Below are 23,190 nucleotides of genomic sequence, written 5' to 3' on the forward strand. Positions count from 1 at the left end.
CGGACGACGACAGCCGTCCTACATGTACTCCGTCGGCAGCACCGGCTCCCCGCGGGAAAGCTGCGTCGCGGACAACGGCAGACCGGCGCGTGCCGCCGCGTGCCGGTCCCGGGCGACATCCAGCGGCTCGCGTCCCACGACCTCGCCCCCCTTCACCAGCTCGACCAGCAGCTGCCGGTCCGCCAGCTCGGTCGGCACCGTCCCGGTGCCCACGACCTCGGCCTCGGCCACGCCGTAGGCGTCGAGCCGGCGCGCGGCCCACTTGCGGCCCCCCACGGACGTCTTGCCGCCGGAGGACTTCTTCGCCACCGCCTTCAGCGGCGAGCGCGGGTCCGCGGTCTCGGCCCGGGCGACCAGCTTGTAGACCATGGAGGACGTCGGGTGCCCGGAGCCGGTCACCAGCTGCGTGCCCACGCCGTACGCGTCCACCGGCGCCGCCGCCAGCGAGGCGATGGCGTACTCGTCGAGGTCCGAGGTCACGATGATCTTCGTGTTCGTCGCGCCCAGCTCGTCCAGCTGCTGCCGCACCCGGTGTGCGACCAGCAGCAGGTCGCCGGAGTCGATGCGCACCGCGCCCAGCTCGGGTCCGGCGATCTCCACCGCGGTCCGTACGGCCTCGGCGACGTCGTAGGTGTCCACCAGCAGCGTGGTGCCCCGGCCCATGGAGTCGACCTGGGCCTGGAAGGCGTCCCGCTCCCGGTCATGCAGCAGGGTGAAGGCGTGCGCGGAGGTGCCGACGGTGGGGATGTTGTAGCGGAAGCCGGCCGCCAGGTCGGAGGTGGAGGTGAACCCGCCGACGTACGCGGCGCGGGCCGCGGCCACCGCGGACAGCTCGTGGGTGCGCCGGGCGCCCATCTCGATCAGCGGCCGGTCGCCCGCCGCCGACGACATCCGGGACGCGGCCGCCGCGATCGCGGAGTCGTGGTTGAGGATGGAGAGGATCACCGTCTCCAGCAGCACGCACTCGGCGAAGGAGCCCTCCACCCGCAGGATCGGCGAGCCCGGGAAGTACACCTCGCCCTCGGGATAGCCCCAGATGTCCCCGGTGAAGCGGTAACCGGCGAGCCAGTCCAGCGTCCCGTCGTCGACGATCGCGCGTTCCCGCAGGAAGCCGAGCACATCGGCGTCGAAGCGGAAGTTCTCCACCGCGTCCAGGACGCGTCCGGTGCCGGCGACGACGCCGTAGCGCCGGCCGTCCGGCAGCCGCCGGGTGAAGACCTCGAACACGCTGCGCCGCCCGGCCGTGCCGGCCTTCAGGGCGGCCTGCAGCATCGTCAGCTCGTAGTGGTCGGTGAAGAGCGCCGTCGAGGGAACGTCCACCGGCAGCCCAAGGTCCGCTGTGTTCATGGGGAGGATGCTACCCCCATCTCGTCACTCTGACGATTTTGGTCGCGTGTGATCTGCACCCGCCCCGAATCACGCACCACCGGGGGGCGGTTTGTGCGAGTACCCCCCGCAGGTGGCAGCATGGGCAGTGTGACGGCAGCCGCACCCATCGAGATCGAGAAGACCGAGTCGGCGGAAGAGGTGTCCGCCGTACCCGAGCCAGACGTTCCCTGGGTGACGATCGTCCACAACGACCCCGTCAACCTCATGAGCTATGTGACCTACGTCTTCCAGACGTACTTCGGGTACTCCAAGGACAAGGCCACCAAGCTCATGCTCGACGTCCACCACAAGGGCAGGGCGGTCGTCTCCAGCGGGAGCCGCGAGGAGATGGAACGCGACGTGCAGGCCATGCACGGCTACGGTCTGTGGGCCACCCTTCAGCAGGACCGGAAGTAGCGAACCTCCTCCATGCCAGGAACCTTCGAACCGCTCCCCGGCGGCGGCGCGGCCGTCGCACTCGACGACGTCGAGATCTCCATCATCCGCTCCCTCGCGGTCCAGCTCCTGGAGCTGATCGGCCCGGGCCCCGCCGCGGACGCCCCGGCCGACCCGCTGGCCGAGCTGTTCGCCGAGGGCCCGAGCGAACCGCCCTCCGACCCGGTCCTCAAGCGTCTGTTCCCCGACGCCTACACCGACCCCGAGGAGCAGCCGGCGAGCTCGCGGGAGGCGGAGGAGCGCGCGGCGCACTCCGCGGAGTTCCGCCGCTACACCGAGAACGACCTGCGGGCCGGCAAGCGCGAGAACGCCCTCGCGGTGATCCGCTCGCTGGACGCCCTGAACTCCGCGGGCGACGGCGGCGCGGTGCTCAAGCTCTCCCCGGAGGAGTCCCGGCGGTGGCTGGGCGCGCTGAACGATCTGCGCCTGGCGATCGGCTCCCGCCTGGAGATCACCGACGAGGACGACACGGATCTGCTCTACCGGCTGCCCGACGACGACCCGCGCAAGCCGATGGTGATGGCGTACCTGTGGCTCGGCGGTCTCCAGGAGACGCTCGTCACGACCCTTATGCCCTGATCCGTCCCCGGAGAGTGTTCGCTCAGAGGACGCTCAAATCCGGATAACGATCGTATGAAATCGCCGCCCCCGTTCGTCCGTTTCGGGTGGCCTTTGTCCGGTTCTCCCTGTGTGATGCGTCACAGGGCGTACCTGTGATCTCTGTTGCGGCCGTGATAAATCTTCACGACCGCCCGGCGAACACCACCCATGTTCAGCCGGGTGCGCCACCGAGCCGGCAACCGCCGGCCAGGCACGAGCAGGCGCACGTGAAGCCCGCTCAGCTCCATTTCATCCGGGGGGATCGAGACCCGATCCGAGGCCGACTCAAGGCCCGGATCGGCATGGAGAAAGGCGCACCACACATGACCTCTGCGCAGGTCGACAAGGGGACCACCCCCGAGGAGGGGTACGAGCGCGGGCTCGGCAGCCGGCAGGTCCAGATGATCGCGATCGGCGGAGCCGTCGGCGTGGGTCTGTTCCTGGGGGCCGGGGCGAACATCGCCAAGGCGGGCCCCAGCCTCATCCTGATGTACGCCCTCGCGGGCGTCATCATCTTCTTCATCATGCGGGCGCTCGGCGAGCTCCTGCTCTACCGTCCGGTCTCGGGCTCGTTCGCCGAGTACTCGCGTGAATTCCTCGGCCCGTTCTTCGGCTACTTCACCGGCTGGACGTACTGGCTGATGTGGGTCGTCACCGGCATGGCCGAGCTGACGGCCGCGGCGATCTACGTGAACTACTGGTTCCCGGCCGTCCCGCAGTGGGTCACCGCACTGGTCTTCCTGGTGATCCTGTTCGGCGTGAACCTGATCTCCGTGAAGCTCTTCGGTGAGCTGGAGTTCTGGTTCTCGATGGTCAAGGTCACCGCCCTCATCGGCATGATCGTGATCGGCCTGGGCGTGCTCACCTTCGGCTTCTCCTCCGCCGGTGACACCGCCGCCGTCTCCAACCTGTGGGCCTTCGACGGCTTCTTCCCCAAGGGCATCGGCTCCTCCCTGATGACCCTGCAGGGCGTGATGTTCGCCTACCTCGCCGTCGAGCTGGTCGGCGTCACCGCCGGCGAGTCCGAGGACCCGGAGAAGACCCTCCCCAAGGCGATCAACACCCTGCCCTGGCGCATCGCCCTGTTCTACGTCGGCGCCCTCACCGTCATCCTGTGCGTGGTGAAGTGGACCGAGTTCGCCGCCGGCGTCAGCCCGTTCGTGAAGGCGTTCGCGGAGATCGGCATCCCGGCCGGCGCGGGCATCGTCAACTTCGTCGTGCTCACCGCGGCCCTGTCGTCGTGCAACTCCGGCATGTACTCCACGGGCCGCATGCTGCGCACCCTGGCCGACAACGGCGAGGCGCCCCGCGCCTTCCAGAAGCTGTCCTCCACCAAGACGCCGGCGTTCGGCATCACCGTCTCCGTCGGCTTCATGGCCATCGGCGTGGTGCTGAACTACATCGTCCCGGAGAAGGCCTTCGGCTACGTCACCTCCGTCGCCACCGCGGCCGGCATCTGGACCTGGCTGATGATCCTGGTCAGCCACGTGCTGTACCGCCGCGCGGTGGTCGCCGGCCGGCTGCCCGCCTCCGCCTTCCCCGCCCCGGGCGGCGCGAAGTGCTCCTATGTCGCCATCGTGTTCCTCCTCTTCGTCACCGGCCTGATCGCCTACGACAGCGAGTCGCGCATCTGCCTGTACGTCATGGCCGGCTGGGCCGTCGCCCTCGGCATCGGCTGGGCCGTGCTCAAGGCGCGCAACCCGGAGGTCACCCAGCGCCGCGAACCGGAGCTGGACCGGGTCGGCTGAGCCACCCCGGGACGTCCCGCCGCAAGGAGCTCTCGTGGCGCCCCGCTGCGGCCGCCGCTCAGGACGTCCGGCATATGGGCCGTTTCGTACCAACCCTCGGTACGAAACGGCCCTTCTGCTTATCCTGAGCCCCATGCTGACCATCACCCAGGCCCTCCACGACCAGATCGTCGCCCACGCCCGCAAGGACCACCCCGACGAGGCGTGCGGCGTCATCGCGGGCCCGGCGGGCACGGACCGCCCCGAGCGCTTCATCCCCATGCTGAACGCGGCCATGTCGCCCACCTTCTACGAGTTCGACTCGGGCGACCTGCTCAAGCTCTACCGCGAGATGGACGACCGCGACGAGGAGCCGGTGGTCATCTACCACTCCCACACCGCCACCGAGGCCCACCCCTCGCGCACCGACATCTCCTACGCCAACGAACCCGGCGCCCACTACGTCCTCGTCTCCACCGCCGACACCGACGGCCTCGGCGAGTTCCAGTTCCGCTCCTTCCGGATCGTGGACGGCGAGGTCACGGAGGAGGAGGTCAGGATCGTGGAGTCCTACTGAACAGGCCGCGTCCCACCCTCGCGTCCCACCCTCGCGTCTCACTCACCGGACGAATTCGGTCCGGCATGCGGAATCACACTCCGGGTCCGGGCACGGGAATCGATACGATGAGCCCATGGTTCTTCTCGACGTGAGCGACAAAGCGCCGGGCACGCTGCTCGTGGCGCGGCTGCACGTCGACCTGTGCAGGCTGAACAGCGCCATCTGTTGATCTTCCGCTGCCGCCGTCCGACCGTGGCCGCGGCGCTCCCGCAGTGCCGAAATCCCGGGGGCACCCCCGGGTGCGCGCGCCTGACCGAACCGACGACACCTTCCGACAGGAGCCCTGAGCCATGGCCATCGAGGTCCGCATCCCGACCATCCTCCGCACCTACACCGACGGCCAGAAGGCGGTGCAGGGCAAGGGCGACACCCTCGCCGAACTGTTCGCCGACCTCGAGACCCGGCACGCGGGCATCCAGGCCCGCATCGTGGACGGCGAGCAGCTGCGCCGCTTCGTCAACGTCTACCTCAACGACGAGGACGTCCGCTTCCTCGACGGCATCGACACCAAGCTCACCGACGGCGACAACGTCACGATCCTGCCGGCCGTGGCCGGCGGTATGGCCTGACCCGCGATGCGCTACGACTCCCCGCTCGCCGCGGTCGGCAACACCCCCCTGGTGCGCCTGCCGCGGCTGTCGCCGTCCGAGGACGTGCGCATCTGGGCGAAGCTGGAGGACCGCAACCCCACCGGCTCCGTCAAGGACCGCCCGGCGCTGCACATGATCGAGCAGGCGGAGAAGGACGGCCGCCTCACGCCCGGCTGCACGATCCTCGAACCCACCAGCGGCAACACCGGCATCTCCCTCGCCATGGCCGCCAAGCTCAAGGGCTACCGCATGGTCTGCGTGATGCCCGAGAACACCTCGCAGGAACGCCGTGACCTGCTCGGCATGTGGGGCGCGCAGATCATCTCCTCCCCGGCCGCGGGCGGCTCCAACACCGCCGTACGCGTCGCCAAGGAGCTGGCCGCCGAGCACCCCGACTGGGTGATGCTCTACCAGTACGGCAACCCCGACAACGCCGGCGCGCACTACGCGACGACCGGCCCGGAGATCCTCGCCGACCTGCCCTCCGTCACCCACTTCGTGGCCGGACTCGGCACCACCGGCACGCTCATGGGCGTCGGCCGCTACCTGCGCGAACACAAGCCGGACGTGAAGATCGTCGCCGCCGAGCCGCGCTACGACGACCTGGTCTACGGCCTGCGCAACCTCGACGAGGGCTTCGTCCCCGAGCTGTACGACGCCTCCGTCCTCACCACCCGCTTCTCCGTCGGCTCCGCCGACGCGGTCACCCGCACCCGGGAACTCCTCCAGCAGGAGGGCATCTTCGCGGGCGTCTCCACCGGCGCCGCCCTGCACGCGGCGATCGGCGTCGGAAAGAAGGCCCTGAAGGCGGGCGAGTCCGCCGACATCGTCTTCGTCGTCGCCGACGGCGGCTGGAAGTACCTGTCCACCGGCGTGTACACGGCGGCGACGACCGAGGAAGCGATCGAGACACTGCAAGGCCAGCTCTGGGCCTGAGGCGCCGGATCCGGCAGGCCCCGCTCGGGCGCTAACCCGCCAGGTGACGGACCTGGTCCCACAGGACCGGGTCCACCACGCCCACCCGGCGGCGGAAGTCGCCCACCGGCACCTCCCGCAACTCGTCCGTCTGCAGGAAACTCGCCCGGCCCTGCGCGTCCCCGACCGAACCAGGCGGCAGCGGGATCACCCCCGACCGCTCGTCGTGGTACTTCGTGCTGATCTTCGCCACCCGCACCCGCCGGCGGCGCACCGACAGCACCAGACACGGCCGGTCCTTGCTCTCCGGCCCGTCCTCGTACGGCACCTGGGCCCACCAGATCTCCGCCGGCCGCGGCCGCAGCGCCGCCGCGGCCCGCGCCGCCGACCGCGCACGCCGCGCCCCGCGCCGCCCCCGGCCCCAGCCGTCCACCAGCACGGCGACGAGAGCCAGCAGCAGCACCGCCGCGAGCGCGAGCCACCAGGACGTGTCCATACGACGACGTTACCGGCGTACCTCACACAGCGCGCCCTTGCGGTCACAGCGATCGGCCGCCCGGACGCGCCCGGAACCGGCAAGTTCCATCCGAACCGGTGACAGCGCAGGTGAGTTCGCCCACAACAGCCCTTGGCGGAGGAGCGACCGGGACTTTTGCGCCTTACGCTCGACGCACCGCACGACCCCCGTCGCCCCCTTTCTTCCGGTTCCCCGCCAGCGGAGGTTTCTGCTTCATGAAGCTCACCGTCGTCGGCTGCTCGGGGTCGTTCCCGTCCGCGGATTCGGCCTGCTCGAGCTACCTCGTCGAGGCCGACGGCTTCCGGTTGCTCCTCGACATGGGCAACGGCGCCCTGGGCGAGCTGCAGCGCCACTGCGGTCTCTACGACCTCGACGCGATCTTCCTCAGCCATCTGCACGCCGATCACTGCATCGACATGCTCGGGTACTTCGTCGCGCGCTACTACCGCCACGACGGCGGCCGCTGCGAGCCCCTGCCGGTCTACGGCCCCGAAGGCACCGAGCACCGCCTGACCACGGCGTACGCCGACACCCCGTCGGCCTCGTCCATGAGCGAGGTCTTCGACTTCCACACGGTCAAGGCGTCCACCTTCGAGCTCGGCCCCTTCACCGTGCACACCGAACGCGTGGCCCACCCGGTCGAGGCCTACGGCATCCGCATCGAGCACCGCGGGAAGGTCCTGACGTACTCCGGGGACACCGGCGTCACCCCCGCCCTGGACGAACTCGCCCGGGACGCCGACCTGTTCCTGTGCGAGGCCGCGTTCACGCACGGCAAGGAGTCCATCCCCGACCTGCACCTCAACGGCCGCGAGGCCGGCGAGACCGCCGCCCGCGCCGGGGCCCGCCGCCTGGTCCTCACCCACATCCCCCCGTGGACCGACCCCCAGGCCAACCTCACCGACGCCCGCGCGGTGTACTCCGGCCCGGTGGACCTGGCGGCCCCGAGGAAGTCGTACGAGATCTGACCCCGCGCCCGGCACAGCAGAAACGATCCCGGGCACCTGTCGGGGCACCTGCCCGGGCCGTTGCGCGGGCACGGAAAAGGCCCCCCGGAGCGCCCAGTGCTCCGGGGGGCCTTCGGGTGCGGGGAGGCTACTTGGCCTCGGCCTTCTGCAGCTCCGCCAGTTCCTCGTCCGACTCCCGGCCCGGGGTCGGCAGGTTCCACTTGGTGATCGCGAAGCGGAAGACCACGTAGTAGACCGCCGCGAAGCACAGGCCGACCAGGGCCAGGCCCCACGGGTTGCTGGCGATGCCCAGGTTCAGCCCGAAGTCGACCGCGCCCGCCGAGAAGCCGAAGCCGTCCCTCATGCCGAGCGCCCAGGTCAGCGCCATGGACACACCGGTGAGGACCGCGTGGATGGCGTACAGCACCGGCGCGATGAACATGAACGTGAACTCGATCGGCTCCGTGACACCCGTGACGAACGAGGTCAGCGCGAGGGAGAACATCATGCCGCCGACGACCTTGCGCCGCTCGGGGCGGGCACAGTGCACGATCGCCAGACAGGCGGCCGGGAGCGCGAACATCATGATCGGGAAGAAGCCCGTCATGAACTGGCCCGCGTGCGGGTCGCCGGCCAGGAAGCGCCCGATGTCACCGCTCTTGCCGTGGTACTCACCGGCCTGGAACCAGGGGAAGGAGTTCAGCAGGTGGTGCATGCCGATCGGGATCAGCGCCCGGTTGGCGACACCGAAGATGCCGGCGCCGACGGCACCCGACCCCACCAGCCACTCACCGAAGTTGTGCAGACCCGTGCCGAGGACCGGCCAGATGTAACCGAAGACGATGCCGAGGACCAGGCCCGCGAACGCCGACAGGATCGGCACCAGACGGCGGCCGCCGAAGAAGCCCGCCCAGTCGGGCAGCTTGGTGCGGTAGAAGCGCTGGTAGATCAGCGCCACGACGATGCCCATGACCACGCCGCCCAGGACCTTGGCGTCCACCGGCGCGTCGACCATGACGACCTTGCCGTCGACCGCCGTCGCCACCTTGGGCAGGTTCTTGTCGGTGAACGTGCCCAGCACGTTCTTGAAGACCAGGTAGCCGGTGACCGCCGCGAGGGCCGTCGAGCCGTCCGACTTCTTGGCGAAGCCGATCGCGATGCCCACCGCGAACAGCAGCGCCATGTTGTCCAGGATCGCGTTGCCGCCCGCCGCCATGAAGCCGGCGATCTTGGTGACGAACGTGGGGAACGACGCCCGTCCCAGCATGTCCGGGTTGCCGAGGCGGACCAGCAGGGCCGCCGCGGGGAGCACAGCGACCGGCAGCATCAGGCTGCGGCCGATGCGCTGCAGGACCGCCATCGGCCCGGCGCCCTTCTTCTGTGCGGCGGGTGCCGCGCTCGCCGTGGTCATCAACTTCCTCCATTGGGCAAGGCGCCGCCAGGGGACACGGTGAGGACGGCGGCGTCTTCGGGAAATGCGCGGCGAACCGACGCATGGTCTACACCACTCAGTGGTGTAGACCTGTTGTAGCACGATGAAGGCGGCGTAAGGAACCCGCGATTCCGCGACCGTGACATCACGGCGCGTACCGGACGCAGGTCATCACGAAAAGGCCCCCGAACCGGCACGGTTCAGGGGCCCCGGTGAACGGCGGCGACGATCTCAGGCCCGCGGTCAGGCCTTCGTGGCGTCCTCCACCTCCTCCTCCGGCTCCCGCCCCGGCGTCTTCAGATCGAACTTCGTGATCGCGAACCGGAACACCGCGTAATACACGACCGCGAAGCACAGACCGATCGGAATGATCGCCCACGGCTTCGTCGCCAGATTCCAGTTGATGACGTAGTCGATCAGCCCCGCCGAGAAACTGAAACCGTCGTGCACCCCCAGCGCCCACGTCACCGCCATCGACACACCCGTCAGCACCGCGTGCACCGCGTACAGCAACGGCGCGATGAACAGGAACGAATACTCGATCGGCTCCGTGATCCCCGTCACGAACGACGTCAGCGCCACCGACAGCATCAGACCGCTCACCTCCTTACGGCGATGCGGCTTCGCCGTGTGCGCGATCGCCAGCGCCGCCGCCGGCAGCGCGAACATCATGATCGGGAAGAACCCCGAGGTGAACTGCCCCGCATGCGGATCACCGGCCAGGAACATATTGATGTCACCGTGCACCGGCTTCCCGCCCGGCGGCGTGTACGTACCGAACTGGAACCAGATGGGCACGTTCAGGAACTGATGCAACCCGATCACCAGCAACGCCCGGTTCGCCACACCGAACACACCCGCACCCCACGAGCCCGCGTCCCGCAGCCACTTGCTGAAACTCTCCAGACCGTCACCGATCGGCGGCCACACCCACAGACACAGCGCCGCGAACGCGATCGCCACGAACGCCATGATGATCGGCACCAGCCGCCGGCCATTGAAGAAGCCCAGCCAGTCCACCAGCTTCGTGCGATGGAAACGCACCCAGAAGAACGCCGCCAGCAGACCCATCACGATCCCGCCGAACACCCCCGGATTCTGGAACGTGAACGGCGTCACCGACCCGGCCCCCGCACCCACACTCACCTGGCAGCCGATGTCCGGAACGGACGTCGACCCACCCGGACACGTCTCCGGGAACTGATGCAGCACCTGGTAGTAGACGAGGAAGCCCACCACCGCCGCCAGAGCCGTCGAACCGTCCGACTTCTTCGCCATGCCGATCGCCACACCGATGCAGAACAGCAACGGCAGACCCAGCGAACCGTCGAGCAGCGCGCCGCCCGCGCCCTTCATCACCTTCGAGACGTTCGTCCAGCCCAGCCCCTGGTCACCGAACACATCCGGCTGCCCCAGACGGTTCAGGATGCCCGCCGCCGGCAGCACCGCGATCGGCAGCTGAAGACTGCGCCCCATCTTCTGCAGACCCTGGAAGAAACGGTTCCAGCGCTCACGCACGGGACTCACCGGGCGCGGTGCGGCGGCGGCGCTCTCGGCACTCATGGCGGTGTCCTTCCGGCCCCCTCACCGCGGGGGCGGTTTGGCGACCGTCCGTCAGCTGGTGTAGACCAGTCGCGTACGGTTCGGTTCCGCTGTCGTGATCGCCATCATTCGGTACGGACGACGTGGTCGCTCGCGAAGTTGGGCCAACTGTGGGTTACTGCGACATAGCGGTTCGGATCGGGTAGTTCAGGGAGACGGAACATGGCCAGCAAGGCAGAGAAGATCGTCGCCGGGCTCGGCGGCATCGAGAACATCGACGAGATCGAGGGCTGCATCACCCGCCTGCGCACCGAAGTGCACGACGCCTCGAAGGTCGACGAAGCCGCCCTGAAGGCCGCCGGCGCCCACGGCGTCGTCAAGATGGGCACCGCCATCCAGGTCGTCATCGGCACCGACGCCGACCCGATCGCAGCGGAGATCGAAGACATGATGTGACCCGACCGGTCACCCGCCGAGGGGCTCCTCCCACAGCCGGGGGAGCCCCTCGCGCCGCTCCCGATAGGCTCAAGCCCATGTCTCGCATCGACGGCCGCACCCCCGAACAGCTCCGCCCCGTCACCATCGAACGCGCCTGGAGCAAGCACGCCGAAGGCTCCGTCCTCGTCTCCTTCGGCGACACCAAAGTCCTGTGCACCGCCTCCGTCACCGAAGGCGTCCCCCGCTGGCGCAAGGGCAGCGGCGAAGGCTGGGTCACCGCCGAATACGCCATGCTGCCCCGCGCCACCAACACCCGCGGCGACCGCGAGTCCGTCAAGGGCCGCATCGGCGGCCGCACCCACGAGATCAGCCGCCTCATCGGCCGCTCCCTGCGCTCCGTCGTCGACTACAAAGCCCTCGGCGAGAACACCATCGTCCTCGACTGCGACGTCCTCCAGGCCGACGGCGGCACCCGCACCGCCGCCATCACCGGCGCCTTCGTCGCCCTCGCCGACGCCGTCACCTGGGCCCAGGGCAAGAAGCTCGTCAAGCCCGGCCGCCAGCCCCTCACCGGCACCGTCAGCGCCGTATCCGTCGGCATCATCGGCGGCGTCCCCATGCTCGACCTCGCCTACGAGGAGGACGTCCGCGCCGACACCGACATGAACGTCGTCTGCACCGGCGACGGCCGCTTCGTCGAGGTCCAGGGCACCGCCGAAGCCGAACCCTTCGCCCGCGACGAACTCAACGCCCTCCTCGACCTCGCCGTCGCCGGCTGCGAAGAACTCGCCGCACTCCAGCGCGCCGCCCTCGCCGACGCCGCCGACACCGCCGGAAAGTAAAAGACACACCAACAAAGACGGGCGGCCCGGGCAACCGGGCCGCCCGTCACCGCGTCAGAACGGATACCGACACGCACACACGGGGGCCGGGGAGGCCACCAGGGGAGGGACACCGCACATGGCCGCGAGCCGAGGCCACCGCACCACCACGACCATCGCCGCGGCCGTCGCCGCCGTCGCCCTCACCGCGGGACTCGCCACCGGATGCGACGCCGTCGGCAAAGCCCTCGACTGCGTCCAGACCGCCGACTCCATCGCCGACAGCGTCACCGACCTCCAGCAAGCCGTCGAAAACGCCGCGAACGACCCCGCACAGACCGACCAGGCCCTCGCCGCCATCGACACCAACCTCGACCGGATCGGCGACCGCACCGACCACACCGACGTCAACAAAGCCGTCGACGACCTCCGCAAAGCCGTCGACAACGTCCGCACCGCCGTGAAGAACGGCGACAACACCCCCGACCTGACCCCCGTCACCGACGCCGCCGGCGAACTCACCAAGGTCTGCACACCGTGAGAACACGCCCGCGAGGACCGCGATACTGAACGCCATGACCCGCCTGATCCTCGCCACCCGCAACGCCGGAAAGATCACCGAGCTCAAGGCCATCCTCGCCGAAGCCGGACTGCCCCACGAACTCGTCGGCGCCGACGCCTACCCCGACATCCCCGACGTCAAGGAAACCGGCGTCACCTTCGCCGAGAACGCCCTGCTCAAAGCCCACGCCCTCGCCCAGGCCACCGGACTGCCCGCCGTCGCCGACGACTCCGGCCTCTGCGTCGACGTCATGAACGGCGCCCCCGGCATCTTCTCCGCCCGCTGGGCCGGCCGCCACGGCGACGACCAGGCCAACCTCGACCTCCTCCTCGCCCAGCTCTCCGACATCGCCGACGAACACCGCGGCGCCCACTTCGCCTGCGCCGCGGCACTGGCCCTCCCCGACGGCACGGAACACGTGGTCGAGGGCCAACTGCGAGGCGTACTGCGCCGTGAACCCGCCGGCACGGGCGGCTTCGGCTACGACCCGGTCCTCCAGCCGCACGGAGAAACCCGCACCTGCGCGGAACTCACACCCGCCGAAAAAAACGCGATCAGCCACCGAGGAAAGGCCTTCAGGTCCCTGGTACCGGCGATCCGCGAACTGCTTGGGTGAGCGCATCGAGGGGCGCCCGCCTTTCACGCGGAGCGCCCCTCATCCGTGGGCCCGGTGGGACTCGAACCCACGACACACCGGACCTAAACCGGCGCCCTCTAGCCTGCTGGGGTACGGGCCCTCAGCGCCGACTACTCTACTGGGCGCGGCGGATCATCCGACGCCCTCCTCGGCACCAGGTGCTGGTGATCGAGTGGCAGTTCGGGCAGAGCAGCCGCAAGTTCTCCCGCCGGTTGTCGCGCCAGTCCCCGTTGATGTGGTCGACCTCCAGTGTCATGGGCTTGCCAAGCCACTCGGGGCCGACCCCGCATCGTTCGCATCGATCGGCTACGCCGACTTCGGACAGTGCGCGGCGGAGGCGAGCAGTCGTAGTCCGGTGCCCACGCTCGTGCCGCACCAGAACGCCTTCCGGTGGCTGAGCGGTCGGGCTGCGTTTTCCCCGCTGATGTCCCTGCCCCAGGAAGTGGGCGGTGGAAAGGCGCTCGTCGGCGATCCACTTGCGCAGGTTCGCTCGTTGTGCCCCGTTGTCCGGTCGGCCCAGATGGCGCAGCACTTCGGCCAGGGAAACGGACTCCGCGACGGCGATCCGCAGCGCGTCGCACGTGGGCCGACCGAGCCTGCCTGTGGAACGGAAGTGCGAGACGTCGATGCCGAACCGAGCGAACCGCCTCATGAGATAACGCCGGAGGCTCCCGTACGGGCGAGTGCCGAAGAAGGCGATGACCTCATCCACGTCGGAGCACTGCGCGGCTGCCTCCAGCAGTCGCTCCCGGGTGTACTGCACGCCGCCGCTCACGACGCCACACTCTGGACTCGTCCCTTTCCGCGCCCACGGTAACTGTCCGTCGTGGAATGGCAGTTCGGGCAGAGCAGCCGAAGGTTGTCAAGCCGGTTGTTGCGCCAGTCGCCATCGATGTGATCGACCTCGAGCGGCAGCGGCTCTCCGAGCCAGACAGCGTCGGTCCCGCACAGAGCGCACCGCTCTTCAATGCCTACATCACGCATCGCTCGCTTGAGTCGACTGCTCGGCATGCGCCTGGCGTGGGCCGACGTATCTTCGACGAGAATTTCTTCCGCGGTCCGCCGACGTCGGTTGTCCCTCATGCACTCGGTCCGGGCCGCCGGAGTGAAGTGCGACGTGTCGATGCCGTATGCCTTGATCCGCCGGCTGATGTGGGTGTGATGTCCGCCGACCACGTCGAGGCCGAGAACCCGCAGCACTTCACACATGTTTGTCGAGGCTGCCACTGCGGCCTGCAGGACACCCTTGGTCCACTTCACCCCCTCCCGCTCGAAATGCGACGTGTCCACCCCGAGCCGCCTCATCCGCTCCCGGACGTACCGTCGTGTCGGGCTCTGTGGATCCACCCCCAACCTCACGCACGCCTCCGACAGCGTCCGTGCTCCCAGAGCCGCCTCCTCCAGCCGTTCCTTGGTGTAGGCACTGGTCCCCATCGCGTCCCCTCCGTTCCGGTCACGTGTTCGTGACTCACACGGAGTAACGAGCGGCTCATCCGACAGTCACGTCGGGAACGGCGAGCGGCCCGCGTCGGGGGATTCCCGGGCGGGCCGCTGAGCTGCTGAAACGTTCCTCAGATGCCGAGGTCCTTGATGATCTTGGCCACGTGGCCCGTCGCCTTGACGTTGTACAGGGCGCGTTCGACCTTGCCCTCCTCGTCGACGATGACCGTGGAGCGGATGACGCCGACGACCGTCTTGCCGTAGAGCTTCTTCTCGCCGAAGGCGCCGTACGCCTCCAGGACCTTCTTGTCGGGGTCGGCGAGGAGGGTGACCTTCAGGGACTCCTGCTCGCGGAACTTCGCGAGCTTCTCCGGCTTGTCGGGGGAGATCCCGATCACGTCGTAGCCCGCGCCGGCGAGCAGCGCGAGGTTGTCCGTGAAGTCGCACGCCTGCTTGGTGCAGCCTGGCGTCAGCGCGGCGGGGTAGAAGTAGACGATGGTCTTGCGGCCCTTGTGGTCCGCCAGGGACACCTCGTTGCCGTCGGCGTCGGGCAGGGTGAAGGCGGGGGCCACGTCCCCCGGCTGGAGTCGCTCGCTCATCGGACTAGCGTAACCGGGGGTCCTGACAGTGCGGCGGGACCAGGAACTGACAGACTGTCCAGAACAGCATCCTCTTACTTCGGAGGCCGTACGGTGGCGGACACGTCGGACACGAGAACCCCGGCGCAGATCGAGGCGGACATCAGGCGCCGTCGTCAGGTGCTGGCCGAGACGCTGGACGAGATCGGGGTGCGGGTGCACCCGAAGACGATCGTCGGGGACGCGAAGGCCAAGGTCGTCGCCAACCTCGACCACACGGTGGGCCGGGCGTACGTCCAGGTGAACCGGGTGGTCACGGAGGTGAAGGCGCAGTTCACGGACGAGGAGGGGGCGCCCCGGCTGGAGCGTGTGGTGCCGGTCGCCCTGGTCGTGGTCGGTGTCGTCGGTCTGCTCACGCTGGGCACCCGGCGCCGTCGGGACTGACCCCCACCCACCCGCGCAGGTATTCGGTTCAGGCAGGTAGGTTCAGTGGCGTGAGCGCCAACAGAAACGACAGCACCCAGCACGACAAGCTGCCCATCCGCATGCTGCACGACCGCGTCCTCGTGCGGCAGGACACCAGCGAGGGCGAGCGGCGTTCCGGCGGCGGCATCCTGATTCCGGCCACGGCGGCGGTGGGCCGTCGGCTGGCGTGGGCGGAGGTCGTCGCGGTGGGGCAGAACGTGCGGACCGTGGAGCCGGGTGACCGGGTCCTGTACGACCCCGAGGACCGGGCGGAGGTGGAGGTGCGGGGTATCGCGTACGTGCTGATGCGTGAGCGTGACCTGCATGCCGTGGCCGCGGACCGGTTCGAGGGGTCGGAGGACTCCACGGGTCTGTATCTGTGACCGATGGGTCGGAAAAGGGGCTGGTGACCAGGGTCACCGGCCCCTTTTGCCGTTGTTTGCTACGGTCGTAGGACACGCCCGACGAGACGCGCCGTACCGGGTCCAAGGAAAAGACGACGCACCCCCGTTCAGAAGTGATCTTCCGGAGGTGCCGTCATGGCCTGGGTTCTGCTTGTCGTCGCCGGTCTGCTCGAGGTGGGCTGGTCGATCGGGATGAAGTTCAGCGAGGGGTTCACCCGGCTGTGGCCGAGTGTGTTCACCGGTGCCGGCATCGTGGCGAGCATGCTGCTGCTGTCGTACGCCGCGCGTTCCCTGCCCATCGGTACCGCCTACGGCGTGTGGGTGGGCATCGGCGCGGCCGGTGCGGCGGTGCTCGGCATGGTGGTGCTCGGTGAGCCGGCGACCGCCGCCCGGATCTTCTTCATCTGTCTGCTGCTGGTCGCCGTCGTGGGGCTGAAGGCGACCTCCGGCCACTGACGCGGACCCGCAAGGTCAGCGCCAGGGCCGGGATCGGGGCCGGGGCCGCGGCCGGGCTTACGGGAGCGTGCCGCCGTCGGTCGTCCCGGTGTCCGTGCCGCCGCCACCGCCGGTCGTGTTGCCACCGCCGGTGGTGGTCGGCCCGCCGCCGGTCGTGTCGCCGGTGGTGCCCCCGCCTCCGGTGGTGCCCCCGCCGCCGTTCGTGCCGCCCCCGCCGGTGGTCGGCGTGCCGCCGGTGGTGGAGCCGGTGGTGTTGCCGCCGGTGGTCGGCGTGCCGCCCGTCGTGGAGCCGGTGGTGTTGCCGCCGGTGGTCGGGGTGCCGCCGGTCTGGCCCTGCGTCTGCCCCTGGATGCCCTGGCCGCCGGTCGTGCTGGTGTCGCCGGTCGTGCCGCCGTCGTTGCCGCCGATCGTGCCGGTCGGGTCCTGGCCGGGGTCGCTGGGCGGGGCCTGCGGCGTGTCCGCGCCGTCCTGGAGTTCCAGGTCGAAGTCGCTGGCGGGCGTGTCCTTCAGCGCTTCCTTGGTGTACTGCGCCCAGATCTCGGTGGGCGCGCCGCCGCCGTTGATGCGGTCGAGGCCGAGCGCGCCGTACAGCGGCTTGTGGGCGGCGGTGTCCGGGTCCTGGCCCATCACCGACACGACGGTGGCGAGGTCGGGGGTGTATCCGGCGAACCAGGCGGCGGTGTCCTGCTCGGCGGTGCCGGTCTTGCCCGCGGCGGGGCGGTCGGCGGCCTGCGCGGCGGTCGCGGTGCCGTTGTCCACGACGCTCTGCAGGATCGCCGTGGTGGTGTCGGCGGCCTCGCGGCTGACGGCCTGGTGGGACGCCTGCGTGGGCAGCGGCAGGGCGTCGCCGTCCTTGGTGATCTTGTCGATGAGGGTGTATGTGCCGTGCTTGCCGTGGTTGGCGAGCGTGGCGTAGGCCTCGGCCATGTCGAGCACGCTGGCGTTGGCGACGCCGAGCGCGATCGACGGGGACGCGTACAGTTCCTTGGTGTCCTTGGGCAGGCCCAGGTCGACCGCGGTCTGCTTGACCTTGGACGGGCCGACGTCGACGGCCATCTGGGCGTACACGGCGTTGACGGACTTGTCGGTGGCCTCGCGGACGGTGATGGGGCCGTAGGAGTGCTGGTCCTCGTTCTCCGGGGCGTAGCTGTCGCCGTCCCAGCCCTGGACGGGCCGTTTGTTGGTGCCGTCGTAGATGGTGTTCGGGGTGATGGGGCGGCCGTCCTGGGTGGTGGAGCCGTTCTCGACGGCCGCGGTGAACACGAACGGCTTGAAGGTGGAGCCGACCTGGAAGTCTCCGCGGGTGGCGCCGTTGGTGTACTGCTTGACGTAGTCGATGCCGCCGTACATGGCGACGACCTTGCCGGTCTTGGGGTCGACGGAGGCGCCGCCGGCCCGGACGTAGCGGTCGGCCTTGTTGTTCTTCTTGTCGAGCTTGCTGATCAGTTTGTCGTTGACGGCCTCGACGAAGGCGTCCTGCTTGTCCTTCTGCAGGGTGGTGGTGATGCGGTAGCCGCCGCGTTCGAGGTCGTCGAGGTCGACGATCTTGTTGTCGCGCAGGTAGTCCTTGATGGCGTCGACGATGTAGCCGCGCTGGCCGGACATGCTGGTGGAGGCGGTGGCCTGCTTGGGCGCGGGGAACTTCATCCCGGTGCGCTCGGACTGCGGCAGCCAGCCCTTCTTGACCATGCCGTCCAGGACGTAGTTCCAGCGGGCCTCGGCGGCGCGGCGGTTCTCCGGGTGGGCGACGACGTCGTATTCGCTGGGGGCGTTGAGCAGGGAGGCGAGGTAGGCGCCCTGGGCGGCGTTCAGGTCGACGGCGTCGATGCCGTAGTAGGCGCGGGCTGCGGCCTGGATGCCGTAGGCGTTGCGGCCGAAGAAGCTGGTGTTGAGGTAGCCCTCGAGGATGTCGTCCTTGCTCTTCTCGCGGTCGAGCTTGATCGCGATGAAGAACTCCTTCACCTTGCGGGTGACGGTCTGTTCCTGGCCCAGGTAGTAGTTCTTCACGTACTGCTGGGTGATGGTGGAACCGGACTGCTTGCCCTTGCCGGTGGCGGTGTTCCAGGCGGCGCGGACCATGGCCTTGGGGTCGACGGCGGACTCGGTGTAGAAGTCGCGGTCCTCGGCGGCGAGCACGGAGTGCTGGGCGGCCTTGGAGACCTGGGCGAGGGTGACGTTCTCGCGGTTGATGTCGCCGTCGCGGGCGATCTCGGTGCCGTCGGCGTACAGGTACACGTTGGCCTGCTTGGTCGCGACCGCGTTCGCCGAGGGGATCTTCACCATGGAGTAGCCGAGGAAGAACGCCCCGGCGACGAGCAGGACGCCGATGACGAAGGTCCCGAGGACCATGCGCCAGGTGGGGAACAGCCGCCGCCATCCGGTACGGCGGGGACGCTTGCCCTTCTTCCCCCCGCCGGCGCCGTCACCGCCCCCACCGCCGCCGCTTCCGCCGTCGCCGCCGTCGCCGGTCCCGCCGGCACCGGTGGAGTGCAGGGCGGAGGTGGCCGCGGCGGGCCCGGTGGCTCGCGTGGCTGCGGTGGAGTGAGGGGCCGCGGCGGAACCGGTCGCGTGCGCGGTGGCACCGGTCGCGGCGGCAGGGGTGGTCGCGGTCGTGGGCGTGTTGCCGGCACCGCGGGTGGGCGCGGCGGCGGCACGCGCGGAACCGGTGGCGCCGGGGGACGACAGGGCGCTCGCAGCAGCCGCGGCCGCACCTGCGCCTGCGGACGGTACGGCCGCTGCGGCGCCCGGTGCCGACGCGGCCCCCGCCCCGCGCGCCGCGGACTTCGCGGCCCGGGACTTGCGGCCCGCGCCGCCGGCGGACCGGCCGGCCTGCGCGTCGCCAGCGTCTGGGGCGGCCGGTCCCGTCGCGGCGGACTCGGCTCCCGGAGCCTGTGACTGCCGCCGGGCGTCGACGGCACGGAGAACCTGTGTGGTGTCGGAGTCCCGCTCCGCCGCCGCGTCCGGCGCGGCCGCGGCACCCCGGCCGGCCCTGGCCGCCCTGGCCGCCCGGGCGTTGGAAACCGGCCCCCCACCGGCACCCTCGCCGACGCCGTGAGTCCTTTCGGCCGCGCTGCCAGTGGCGGCGGTGGGAGCAGAGCCATGCCCACCCCCGTCACCCTGCCCGGCCGGCGTGCCGTCGGCACCCTTGGCGCCCCGAGCGGCCCGCGCGCCTTCGGCGCCCTTGACTGCCGACGCTTCGTCAGCGGCGCGCCCGGCGGAAACGCCACCGGCGGTTTCGGTGGCCCGAGCGCGCGGCGAGTCATCGGCGCCCTTGGCGCCACGCTCGTCCTCAGCGACGCCTCCGGCGCCCGCGCTGCCCGCAGCCCGGTCGGCCGACGTACCCCCCGCGGCCGGCGAGGCCGACGTACCCCCGGTGGCCGGGGAGGCCGACGTATCCGCAGCGGCCGGACCGGCCGAGGCGCCGCCCGCGGCCCGGGAGGCAGACTTCCCCCCGGTGGCCGGGGAGGCAGACGTACCCCCCGCCTCCGGGGAGGCAGACGTGCCCCCCGCCGTCCGGGAGGTCGACGCGTCCCGGGTGCCCCCCGCGGCCGCCGCCGCGCGGGCGGCCCTGGCGGCCCTGGCGGCTCTGGCGGCCTTGGGGTCTGCGCCCGGCGCGGGCTCCTGCTTCGCCGAGCCCGGGTTCGGCTGCTGCGGCTCGTCGCTCATCTCGTGCACGGACTCCTGTTTCGCGTCGTACGTTCCCGTACGGCCTACTACGCCTGCCGGCGCCCACATGCGCCGTCTGCGCCCACTTACGCCGCCGGCGCCCCCATTGAAGACTCTCGCAGCGGGCGTTTCGTTCCCGGGGGACCCGCCCCGCTCCGTCTCCGGCCGGAAAACGCGTGGCGGACCGCGGCGGACACGCACTAGGCTCCTGCGCTTCGGTGCCGGGACGAGCCGGGAGGTCGTCGGCGTGGGAGCGGGGCGGTTGTACGCGGCCGTCGCGGTGGGCGGTTTCAGACGGTACGCGACGTATCGGGCGGCCACGGTCGCCGGGGTGTTCACGAACACCGTCTTCGGGTTGATCTTGGTATACACCTACTTGGCCCTGTGGGACGAAAAACCGCACCTCGGCGGCTACGACCAGGCCCAGGCGACGACGTACGTATGGCTCGGGCAGGCGCTGCTGTCCACCCTCGCGCTCGGCGGCGGGGGTGTCGAGGACGAGCTGATGGAGCGTATCCGCACCGGCGACATCGCGATCGACCTGTACCGCCCGGCCGATCTGCAGATGTGGTGGCTGGCAGCCGACGTGGGCCGGGCCTGCTTCCAGCTGCTGGGCCGCGGCGTGATCCCTTTCACCTTCGGCGCGCTGTTCTTCCCGGTGGCCCTGCCCGCGCACGCCGCGACCTGGGCCGCTTTCCTCGTCGCCGTGGCGCTGGCGATGGTGGTCGGCTTCGGCATCCGTTATCTGATCGCGCTCACCGCGTTCTGGCTGCTGGACGGCACCGGCGTGATGCAGATGCTGATGATCACCGGCACCTTCTGCTCCGGCCTGATGCTGCCGCTGAACCTCTTCCCGGGCGTGCTCGGTGACGTCGTGCGCGCGCTGCCCTGGTCGTCGCTGCTCCAGGCCCCGGCCGACGTGCTGCTGGGACACGCCGACCCGTGGGCGACGTACGCCTTCCAGGCCGGCTGGGCCGTGGCGCTGCTCGCGGCCGGGCGGGCCGTGCAGTCGGTGGCGACCCGCAGGGTGGTGGTCCAGGGTGGCTGAGACCGGCCGCGTGAGGGAGGCGGCGCGCGCCTACCGGCTGGTCGCCGGGATGTGGATCCGCTCGACCCTCGCCTACCGCACCTCCTTCGCGCTGACCACGCTCGGCAACTTCGCGCTGACCGGCCTGGACTTCGTGGCGATCCTGCTGATGTTCTCCCGCGTGGACGCCCTGGGCGGGTACTCGCTCGCCCAGGTCGCCTTCCTCTACGGGGCCTCGTCCGTCGCCTTCGGCGGCGCCGACCTCGCGATCGGCTCGATGGACCGGCTCGGACGGCGCGTGCGCGACGGCACCCTCGACATCCTGCTGGTGCGTCCCGCGCCGGTGCTGGCGCAGGTCGCCGCCGACCGCTTCGGCCTGCGCCGGCTGGGCCGCCTCACCCAGGGGACGCTGGTGCTGGGCTGGGCGCTGGCGCGGCTGGACATCGACTGGACGCCGTCGCGGCTGCTGCTGATGCCGGTGATGCTGCTCAGCGGCCTGGTGATCTTCTGCGCGGTGTTCGTGGCGGGCGCGGCCTTCCAGTTCGTCGCGCAGGACGCCTCGGAGGTGCAGAACGCCTTCACCTACGGCGGGACGACGCTGCTGCAGTACCCGCCGACCGTGTTCGGCAGGGAGCTGGTGCGCGGGGTGGTGTTCGTGCTGCCGCTGGCGTTCGTGAACTGGCTGCCGGCGGCCTATGTCCTCGGCCTGCCGATGCCGTTGGACCTGCCCCGCTGGGTGGCGTTCGCGCCGCCGCTGGTGGCGGTGGCGTGCTGCGCCCTGGCCGGGGCCGCCTGGCGGGCGGGGCTGCGGGCGTACCGGAGTACAGGGAGCTGAGGGCCGAGTGGACATGACGGAAGCGTTCATCGAGGTCGACCGGGTGGAGAAGGTCTTCGACGTCCGCCGCAGGACCGGGTTCCTGACCCGGGAGCGGCGGCAGGTGCGGGCGGTCGACGCGCTGTCCTTCACGGTCGCGCGCGGCGAGATGGTCGGCTACATCGGGCCGAACGGCGCCGGGAAGTCGACCACGATCAAGATGCTGACCGGCATCCTCACCCCCAGCGGCGGCCGGCTGCGTGTCGCCGGCATCGACCCCTCCCGGGAACGCACCCGGCTCGCGCACCGTATCGGCGTGGTCTTCGGGCAGCGTACGACCCTGTGGTGGGACCTGCCGCTCATCGACTCCTACCGGCTGGTGCACCGCATGTACCGGGTGCCGGACGCCCGTTACCGGGAGAACCTGGAGCGCTGTGTCGAACTGCTGGAACTCGGTGAGCTGCTGGACGTGCCGGTGCGTCAGCTGTCGCTGGGCCAGCGGATGCGCGGCGACATCGCGGCGGCGCTGCTGCACGACCCGGAGGTGCTGTACCTGGACGAGCCGACGATCGGCCTGGACGTCGTGTCGAAGGCGAAGGTTCGCGCCTTCCTGCGGGATCTGAACGCCGAACGCGGCACGACGGTCCTGCTGACCACGCACGACCTTCAGGACATCGAGCAGCTGTGCTCCCGGGTGATGGTCATCGACCACGGCCGTCTGATGTACGACGGTCCGCTCGCCGGGCTGCACGAGGCGGGCGAGAGCGAGCGCACCCTCGTGATCGACCTGGAACGCGAGTTCCCGCCGATCGACGCGCCCGCTCCCGCGAGGGTGGTCCGGGTGGAGGGGCCGCGCCAGTGGCTGGCGTTCCCCGCGTCGGAGTCGGCGGCGCCGCTGGTGGCGCGGCTCGCGACGCAGTACCCGCTGGTGGATCTGTCGGTGCGCGAGCCGGACATCGAGGCCGTGATCGCACGGATGTACGCGGAGCAGCCGCCCCGCCCTGCCGGGGAGCCGTCTCCGTCTGCCGGGGAGCCGGCCGGTCCCGCCGGGCAGGCGTCCCCTCCCGCCGGGCAGCCGTCCGGTCCCCACGGGCACCCGTCTCCTCCTGCCGGGCAGCCGGCCAGTCCCGCCGAGGAGTCGGTTTCGTAGCCGCCGGACGGTGCTTCTC

Annotated in this window: 26 protein-coding genes, 1 tRNA gene and 1 riboswitch; of the genes, 18 read left to right on the forward strand and 9 right to left on the reverse strand. The window is 70.3% G+C overall.

Features of this window, described 5'->3' with window-relative positions:
• Positions 1-18 precede the first annotated feature (18 nt).
• On the reverse strand, positions 19-1,347 hold the full coding sequence (locus ACZ64A_RS25345) for a nicotinate phosphoribosyltransferase (RefSeq protein WP_469813357.1): 1,329 nt from the start codon (positions 1,345-1,347) through the stop codon (positions 19-21).
• 120 nt (positions 1,348-1,467) lie between these two features.
• On the opposite strand from ACZ64A_RS25345, the gene clpS reads away from it, so the two are divergent.
• The 7 genes from clpS (at position 1,468) to ACZ64A_RS25380 (ending at position 6,296) form a co-directional block, all read left to right on the forward strand.
• Positions 1,468-1,785 (forward strand): ATP-dependent Clp protease adapter ClpS, encoded by a 318-nt coding sequence (clpS, locus tag ACZ64A_RS25350; RefSeq protein WP_366834278.1) that lies wholly within the window; start codon positions 1,468-1,470, stop codon positions 1,783-1,785.
• Positions 1,786-1,797: 12 nt separating this feature from the next.
• Positions 1,798-2,403 carry a DUF2017 domain-containing protein gene (locus tag ACZ64A_RS25355; protein ID WP_469813359.1) on the forward strand — a complete coding sequence of 202 codons (606 nt, stop codon included), beginning with the start codon at positions 1,798-1,800 and terminating at the stop codon, positions 2,401-2,403.
• A gap of 344 nt (positions 2,404-2,747) precedes the next feature.
• Complete coding sequence (locus tag ACZ64A_RS25360; protein ID WP_469813361.1) at positions 2,748-4,172, forward strand: amino acid permease; 1,425 nt, start codon at positions 2,748-2,750, stop codon at positions 4,170-4,172.
• 133 nt (positions 4,173-4,305) lie between these two features.
• Positions 4,306-4,728: a M67 family metallopeptidase gene (locus ACZ64A_RS25365; RefSeq protein ID WP_469813362.1), complete on the forward strand. Its 423-nt coding sequence runs from the start codon at positions 4,306-4,308 to the stop codon at positions 4,726-4,728.
• 115 nt (positions 4,729-4,843) lie between these two features.
• The gene (locus ACZ64A_RS25370) at positions 4,844-4,939 is read left to right on the forward strand and encodes a putative leader peptide (protein ID WP_019065921.1); all 96 of its coding nucleotides are present in this window, start codon (positions 4,844-4,846) and stop codon (positions 4,937-4,939) included.
• Between the two features lie 121 nt (positions 4,940-5,060).
• Positions 5,061-5,339 (forward strand): MoaD/ThiS family protein, encoded by a 279-nt coding sequence (locus ACZ64A_RS25375; protein WP_469813364.1) that lies wholly within the window; start codon positions 5,061-5,063, stop codon positions 5,337-5,339.
• A 6-nt stretch (positions 5,340-5,345) separates the two neighbouring features.
• Positions 5,346-6,296, forward strand: coding sequence for a PLP-dependent cysteine synthase family protein (locus ACZ64A_RS25380; RefSeq protein WP_361622547.1), 951 nt, complete (start codon positions 5,346-5,348; stop codon positions 6,294-6,296).
• A 31-nt stretch (positions 6,297-6,327) separates the two neighbouring features.
• Here the strand turns inward: ACZ64A_RS25380 and ACZ64A_RS25385 are convergent, their stop codons facing one another.
• Positions 6,328-6,771 carry a type II toxin-antitoxin system PemK/MazF family toxin gene (locus tag ACZ64A_RS25385; protein ID WP_469813365.1) on the reverse strand — a complete coding sequence of 148 codons (444 nt, stop codon included), beginning with the start codon at positions 6,769-6,771 and terminating at the stop codon, positions 6,328-6,330.
• 236 nt (positions 6,772-7,007) lie between these two features.
• Here ACZ64A_RS25385 and ACZ64A_RS25390 point away from each other — a divergent pair, with 236 nt between their 5' ends.
• Complete coding sequence (locus tag ACZ64A_RS25390) at positions 7,008-7,760, forward strand: MBL fold metallo-hydrolase (protein WP_469813367.1); 753 nt, start codon at positions 7,008-7,010, stop codon at positions 7,758-7,760.
• Between the two features lie 127 nt (positions 7,761-7,887).
• Here ACZ64A_RS25390 and ACZ64A_RS25395 read toward each other — a convergent pair whose 3' ends face one another.
• Both ACZ64A_RS25395 and ACZ64A_RS25400 read right to left on the reverse strand, forming a co-directional pair.
• A complete protein-coding gene (locus tag ACZ64A_RS25395; RefSeq protein WP_469813369.1) occupies positions 7,888-9,150 on the reverse strand; it encodes a PTS transporter subunit EIIC in 1,263 nt (420 codons plus the stop codon).
• A gap of 264 nt (positions 9,151-9,414) precedes the next feature.
• Complete coding sequence (locus tag ACZ64A_RS25400) at positions 9,415-10,734, reverse strand: PTS transporter subunit EIIC (RefSeq protein WP_469813371.1); 1,320 nt, start codon at positions 10,732-10,734, stop codon at positions 9,415-9,417.
• A gap of 201 nt (positions 10,735-10,935) precedes the next feature.
• Between ACZ64A_RS25400 and ACZ64A_RS25405 the strand changes: the two genes are divergently transcribed.
• From ACZ64A_RS25405 to rdgB, 4 genes are all read left to right on the forward strand, one after another.
• Positions 10,936-11,169: a PTS sugar transporter subunit IIB gene (locus tag ACZ64A_RS25405; RefSeq protein WP_380483641.1), complete on the forward strand. Its 234-nt coding sequence runs from the start codon at positions 10,936-10,938 to the stop codon at positions 11,167-11,169.
• A gap of 77 nt (positions 11,170-11,246) precedes the next feature.
• Positions 11,247-11,993 carry a ribonuclease PH gene (rph, locus tag ACZ64A_RS25410; RefSeq protein WP_469813372.1) on the forward strand — a complete coding sequence of 249 codons (747 nt, stop codon included), beginning with the start codon at positions 11,247-11,249 and terminating at the stop codon, positions 11,991-11,993.
• A 118-nt stretch (positions 11,994-12,111) separates the two neighbouring features.
• Positions 12,112-12,513: a hypothetical protein gene (locus tag ACZ64A_RS25415; RefSeq protein ID WP_469813374.1), complete on the forward strand. Its 402-nt coding sequence runs from the start codon at positions 12,112-12,114 to the stop codon at positions 12,511-12,513.
• A gap of 34 nt (positions 12,514-12,547) precedes the next feature.
• Positions 12,548-13,150: an RdgB/HAM1 family non-canonical purine NTP pyrophosphatase gene (rdgB, locus tag ACZ64A_RS25420; protein ID WP_469813375.1), complete on the forward strand. Its 603-nt coding sequence runs from the start codon at positions 12,548-12,550 to the stop codon at positions 13,148-13,150.
• Between the two features lie 46 nt (positions 13,151-13,196).
• Here rdgB and ACZ64A_RS25425 read toward each other — a convergent pair.
• The 4 genes from ACZ64A_RS25425 to bcp all read right to left on the reverse strand — a co-directional run bounded on the left by ACZ64A_RS25425 (position 13,197) and on the right by bcp (position 15,210).
• Positions 13,197-13,271: transfer RNA gene (locus ACZ64A_RS25425), tRNA-Leu, on the reverse strand.
• 15 nt (positions 13,272-13,286) lie between these two features.
• The gene (locus tag ACZ64A_RS25430; RefSeq protein WP_469813377.1) at positions 13,287-13,946 is read right to left on the reverse strand and encodes an HNH endonuclease signature motif containing protein; all 660 of its coding nucleotides are present in this window, start codon (positions 13,944-13,946) and stop codon (positions 13,287-13,289) included.
• Positions 13,943-14,605, reverse strand: a complete 663-nt coding sequence (locus ACZ64A_RS25435; RefSeq protein ID WP_469813378.1) for an HNH endonuclease signature motif containing protein — start codon at positions 14,603-14,605, stop codon at positions 13,943-13,945. Before ACZ64A_RS25435 ends, ACZ64A_RS25430 begins: the two co-directional genes overlap by 4 nt.
• 137 nt (positions 14,606-14,742) lie before the next feature.
• Positions 14,743-15,210: a thioredoxin-dependent thiol peroxidase gene (gene bcp / locus ACZ64A_RS25440; protein WP_469813379.1), complete on the reverse strand. Its 468-nt coding sequence runs from the start codon at positions 15,208-15,210 to the stop codon at positions 14,743-14,745.
• A 93-nt stretch (positions 15,211-15,303) separates the two neighbouring features.
• Between bcp and ACZ64A_RS25445 the strand changes: the two genes are divergently transcribed.
• From ACZ64A_RS25445 to ACZ64A_RS25455, 3 genes are all read left to right on the forward strand, one after another.
• Positions 15,304-15,633: a DUF3618 domain-containing protein gene (locus tag ACZ64A_RS25445; RefSeq protein ID WP_469813381.1), complete on the forward strand. Its 330-nt coding sequence runs from the start codon at positions 15,304-15,306 to the stop codon at positions 15,631-15,633.
• Positions 15,634-15,683: 50 nt separating this feature from the next.
• Complete coding sequence (locus ACZ64A_RS25450; protein WP_103784957.1) at positions 15,684-16,037, forward strand: GroES family chaperonin; 354 nt, start codon at positions 15,684-15,686, stop codon at positions 16,035-16,037.
• 59 nt (positions 16,038-16,096) lie between these two features.
• A riboswitch (guanidine-III (ykkC-III) riboswitch) is annotated at positions 16,097-16,160 on the forward strand.
• 33 nt (positions 16,161-16,193) lie between these two features.
• On the forward strand, positions 16,194-16,514 hold the full coding sequence (locus tag ACZ64A_RS25455) for a DMT family transporter (protein WP_469813383.1): 321 nt from the start codon (positions 16,194-16,196) through the stop codon (positions 16,512-16,514).
• 57 nt (positions 16,515-16,571) lie between these two features.
• On the opposite strand, the gene ACZ64A_RS25460 is transcribed toward ACZ64A_RS25455, so the two are convergent.
• Entirely contained in the window at positions 16,572-19,007 is a 2,436-nt protein-coding gene (locus ACZ64A_RS25460) for a transglycosylase domain-containing protein (RefSeq protein WP_469813748.1), read from the reverse strand.
• A 1,420-nt stretch (positions 19,008-20,427) separates the two neighbouring features.
• Between ACZ64A_RS25460 and ACZ64A_RS25465 the strand changes: the two genes are divergently transcribed.
• Genes ACZ64A_RS25465 through ACZ64A_RS25475 form a run of 3 tightly spaced genes read left to right on the forward strand, consistent with a single transcriptional unit; the run spans position 20,428 to position 23,171 of the window.
• Complete coding sequence (locus ACZ64A_RS25465; RefSeq protein ID WP_469813384.1) at positions 20,428-21,228, forward strand: ABC transporter permease; 801 nt, start codon at positions 20,428-20,430, stop codon at positions 21,226-21,228.
• Positions 21,229-21,277: 49 nt separating this feature from the next.
• Positions 21,278-22,042, forward strand: a complete 765-nt coding sequence (locus ACZ64A_RS25470; protein WP_469813750.1) for an ABC transporter permease — start codon at positions 21,278-21,280, stop codon at positions 22,040-22,042.
• 13 nt (positions 22,043-22,055) lie between these two features.
• Positions 22,056-23,171: an ABC transporter ATP-binding protein gene (locus ACZ64A_RS25475; protein ID WP_469813751.1), complete on the forward strand. Its 1,116-nt coding sequence runs from the start codon at positions 22,056-22,058 to the stop codon at positions 23,169-23,171.
• Positions 23,172-23,190: the final 19 nt, after the last annotated feature.

Source organism: Streptomyces sp. NPDC104814 (assembly GCF_055583185.1).

What these genes read in the sequence shown, in the direction of transcription:
- ACZ64A_RS25345 (WP_469813357.1), bottom strand. Translation starts at nt 1,347, where the DNA reads ATGAACACAGCGGACCTTGGGCTGCCGGTGGACGTTCCCTCGACGGCG.
- clpS (WP_366834278.1), top strand. Translation starts at nt 1,468, where the DNA reads ATGGGCAGTGTGACGGCAGCCGCACCCATCGAGATCGAGAAGACCGAG.
- ACZ64A_RS25355 (WP_469813359.1), top strand. Translation starts at nt 1,798, where the DNA reads ATGCCAGGAACCTTCGAACCGCTCCCCGGCGGCGGCGCGGCCGTCGCA.
- ACZ64A_RS25360 (WP_469813361.1), top strand. Translation starts at nt 2,748, where the DNA reads ATGACCTCTGCGCAGGTCGACAAGGGGACCACCCCCGAGGAGGGGTAC.
- ACZ64A_RS25365 (WP_469813362.1), top strand. Translation starts at nt 4,306, where the DNA reads ATGCTGACCATCACCCAGGCCCTCCACGACCAGATCGTCGCCCACGCC.
- ACZ64A_RS25370 (WP_019065921.1), top strand. Translation starts at nt 4,844, where the DNA reads ATGGTTCTTCTCGACGTGAGCGACAAAGCGCCGGGCACGCTGCTCGTG.
- ACZ64A_RS25375 (WP_469813364.1), top strand. Translation starts at nt 5,061, where the DNA reads ATGGCCATCGAGGTCCGCATCCCGACCATCCTCCGCACCTACACCGAC.
- ACZ64A_RS25380 (WP_361622547.1), top strand. Translation starts at nt 5,346, where the DNA reads ATGCGCTACGACTCCCCGCTCGCCGCGGTCGGCAACACCCCCCTGGTG.
- ACZ64A_RS25385 (WP_469813365.1), bottom strand. Translation starts at nt 6,771, where the DNA reads ATGGACACGTCCTGGTGGCTCGCGCTCGCGGCGGTGCTGCTGCTGGCT.
- ACZ64A_RS25390 (WP_469813367.1), top strand. Translation starts at nt 7,008, where the DNA reads ATGAAGCTCACCGTCGTCGGCTGCTCGGGGTCGTTCCCGTCCGCGGAT.
- ACZ64A_RS25395 (WP_469813369.1), bottom strand. Translation starts at nt 9,150, where the DNA reads ATGACCACGGCGAGCGCGGCACCCGCCGCACAGAAGAAGGGCGCCGGG.
- ACZ64A_RS25400 (WP_469813371.1), bottom strand. Translation starts at nt 10,734, where the DNA reads ATGAGTGCCGAGAGCGCCGCCGCCGCACCGCGCCCGGTGAGTCCCGTG.
- ACZ64A_RS25405 (WP_380483641.1), top strand. Translation starts at nt 10,936, where the DNA reads ATGGCCAGCAAGGCAGAGAAGATCGTCGCCGGGCTCGGCGGCATCGAG.
- rph (WP_469813372.1), top strand. Translation starts at nt 11,247, where the DNA reads ATGTCTCGCATCGACGGCCGCACCCCCGAACAGCTCCGCCCCGTCACC.
- ACZ64A_RS25415 (WP_469813374.1), top strand. Translation starts at nt 12,112, where the DNA reads ATGGCCGCGAGCCGAGGCCACCGCACCACCACGACCATCGCCGCGGCC.
- rdgB (WP_469813375.1), top strand. Translation starts at nt 12,548, where the DNA reads ATGACCCGCCTGATCCTCGCCACCCGCAACGCCGGAAAGATCACCGAG.
- ACZ64A_RS25435 (WP_469813378.1), bottom strand. Translation starts at nt 14,605, where the DNA reads ATGGGGACCAGTGCCTACACCAAGGAACGGCTGGAGGAGGCGGCTCTG.
- bcp (WP_469813379.1), bottom strand. Translation starts at nt 15,210, where the DNA reads ATGAGCGAGCGACTCCAGCCGGGGGACGTGGCCCCCGCCTTCACCCTG.
- ACZ64A_RS25455 (WP_469813383.1), top strand. Translation starts at nt 16,194, where the DNA reads ATGGCCTGGGTTCTGCTTGTCGTCGCCGGTCTGCTCGAGGTGGGCTGG.
- ACZ64A_RS25470 (WP_469813750.1), top strand. Translation starts at nt 21,278, where the DNA reads ATGTGGATCCGCTCGACCCTCGCCTACCGCACCTCCTTCGCGCTGACC.
- ACZ64A_RS25475 (WP_469813751.1), top strand. Translation starts at nt 22,056, where the DNA reads ATGACGGAAGCGTTCATCGAGGTCGACCGGGTGGAGAAGGTCTTCGAC.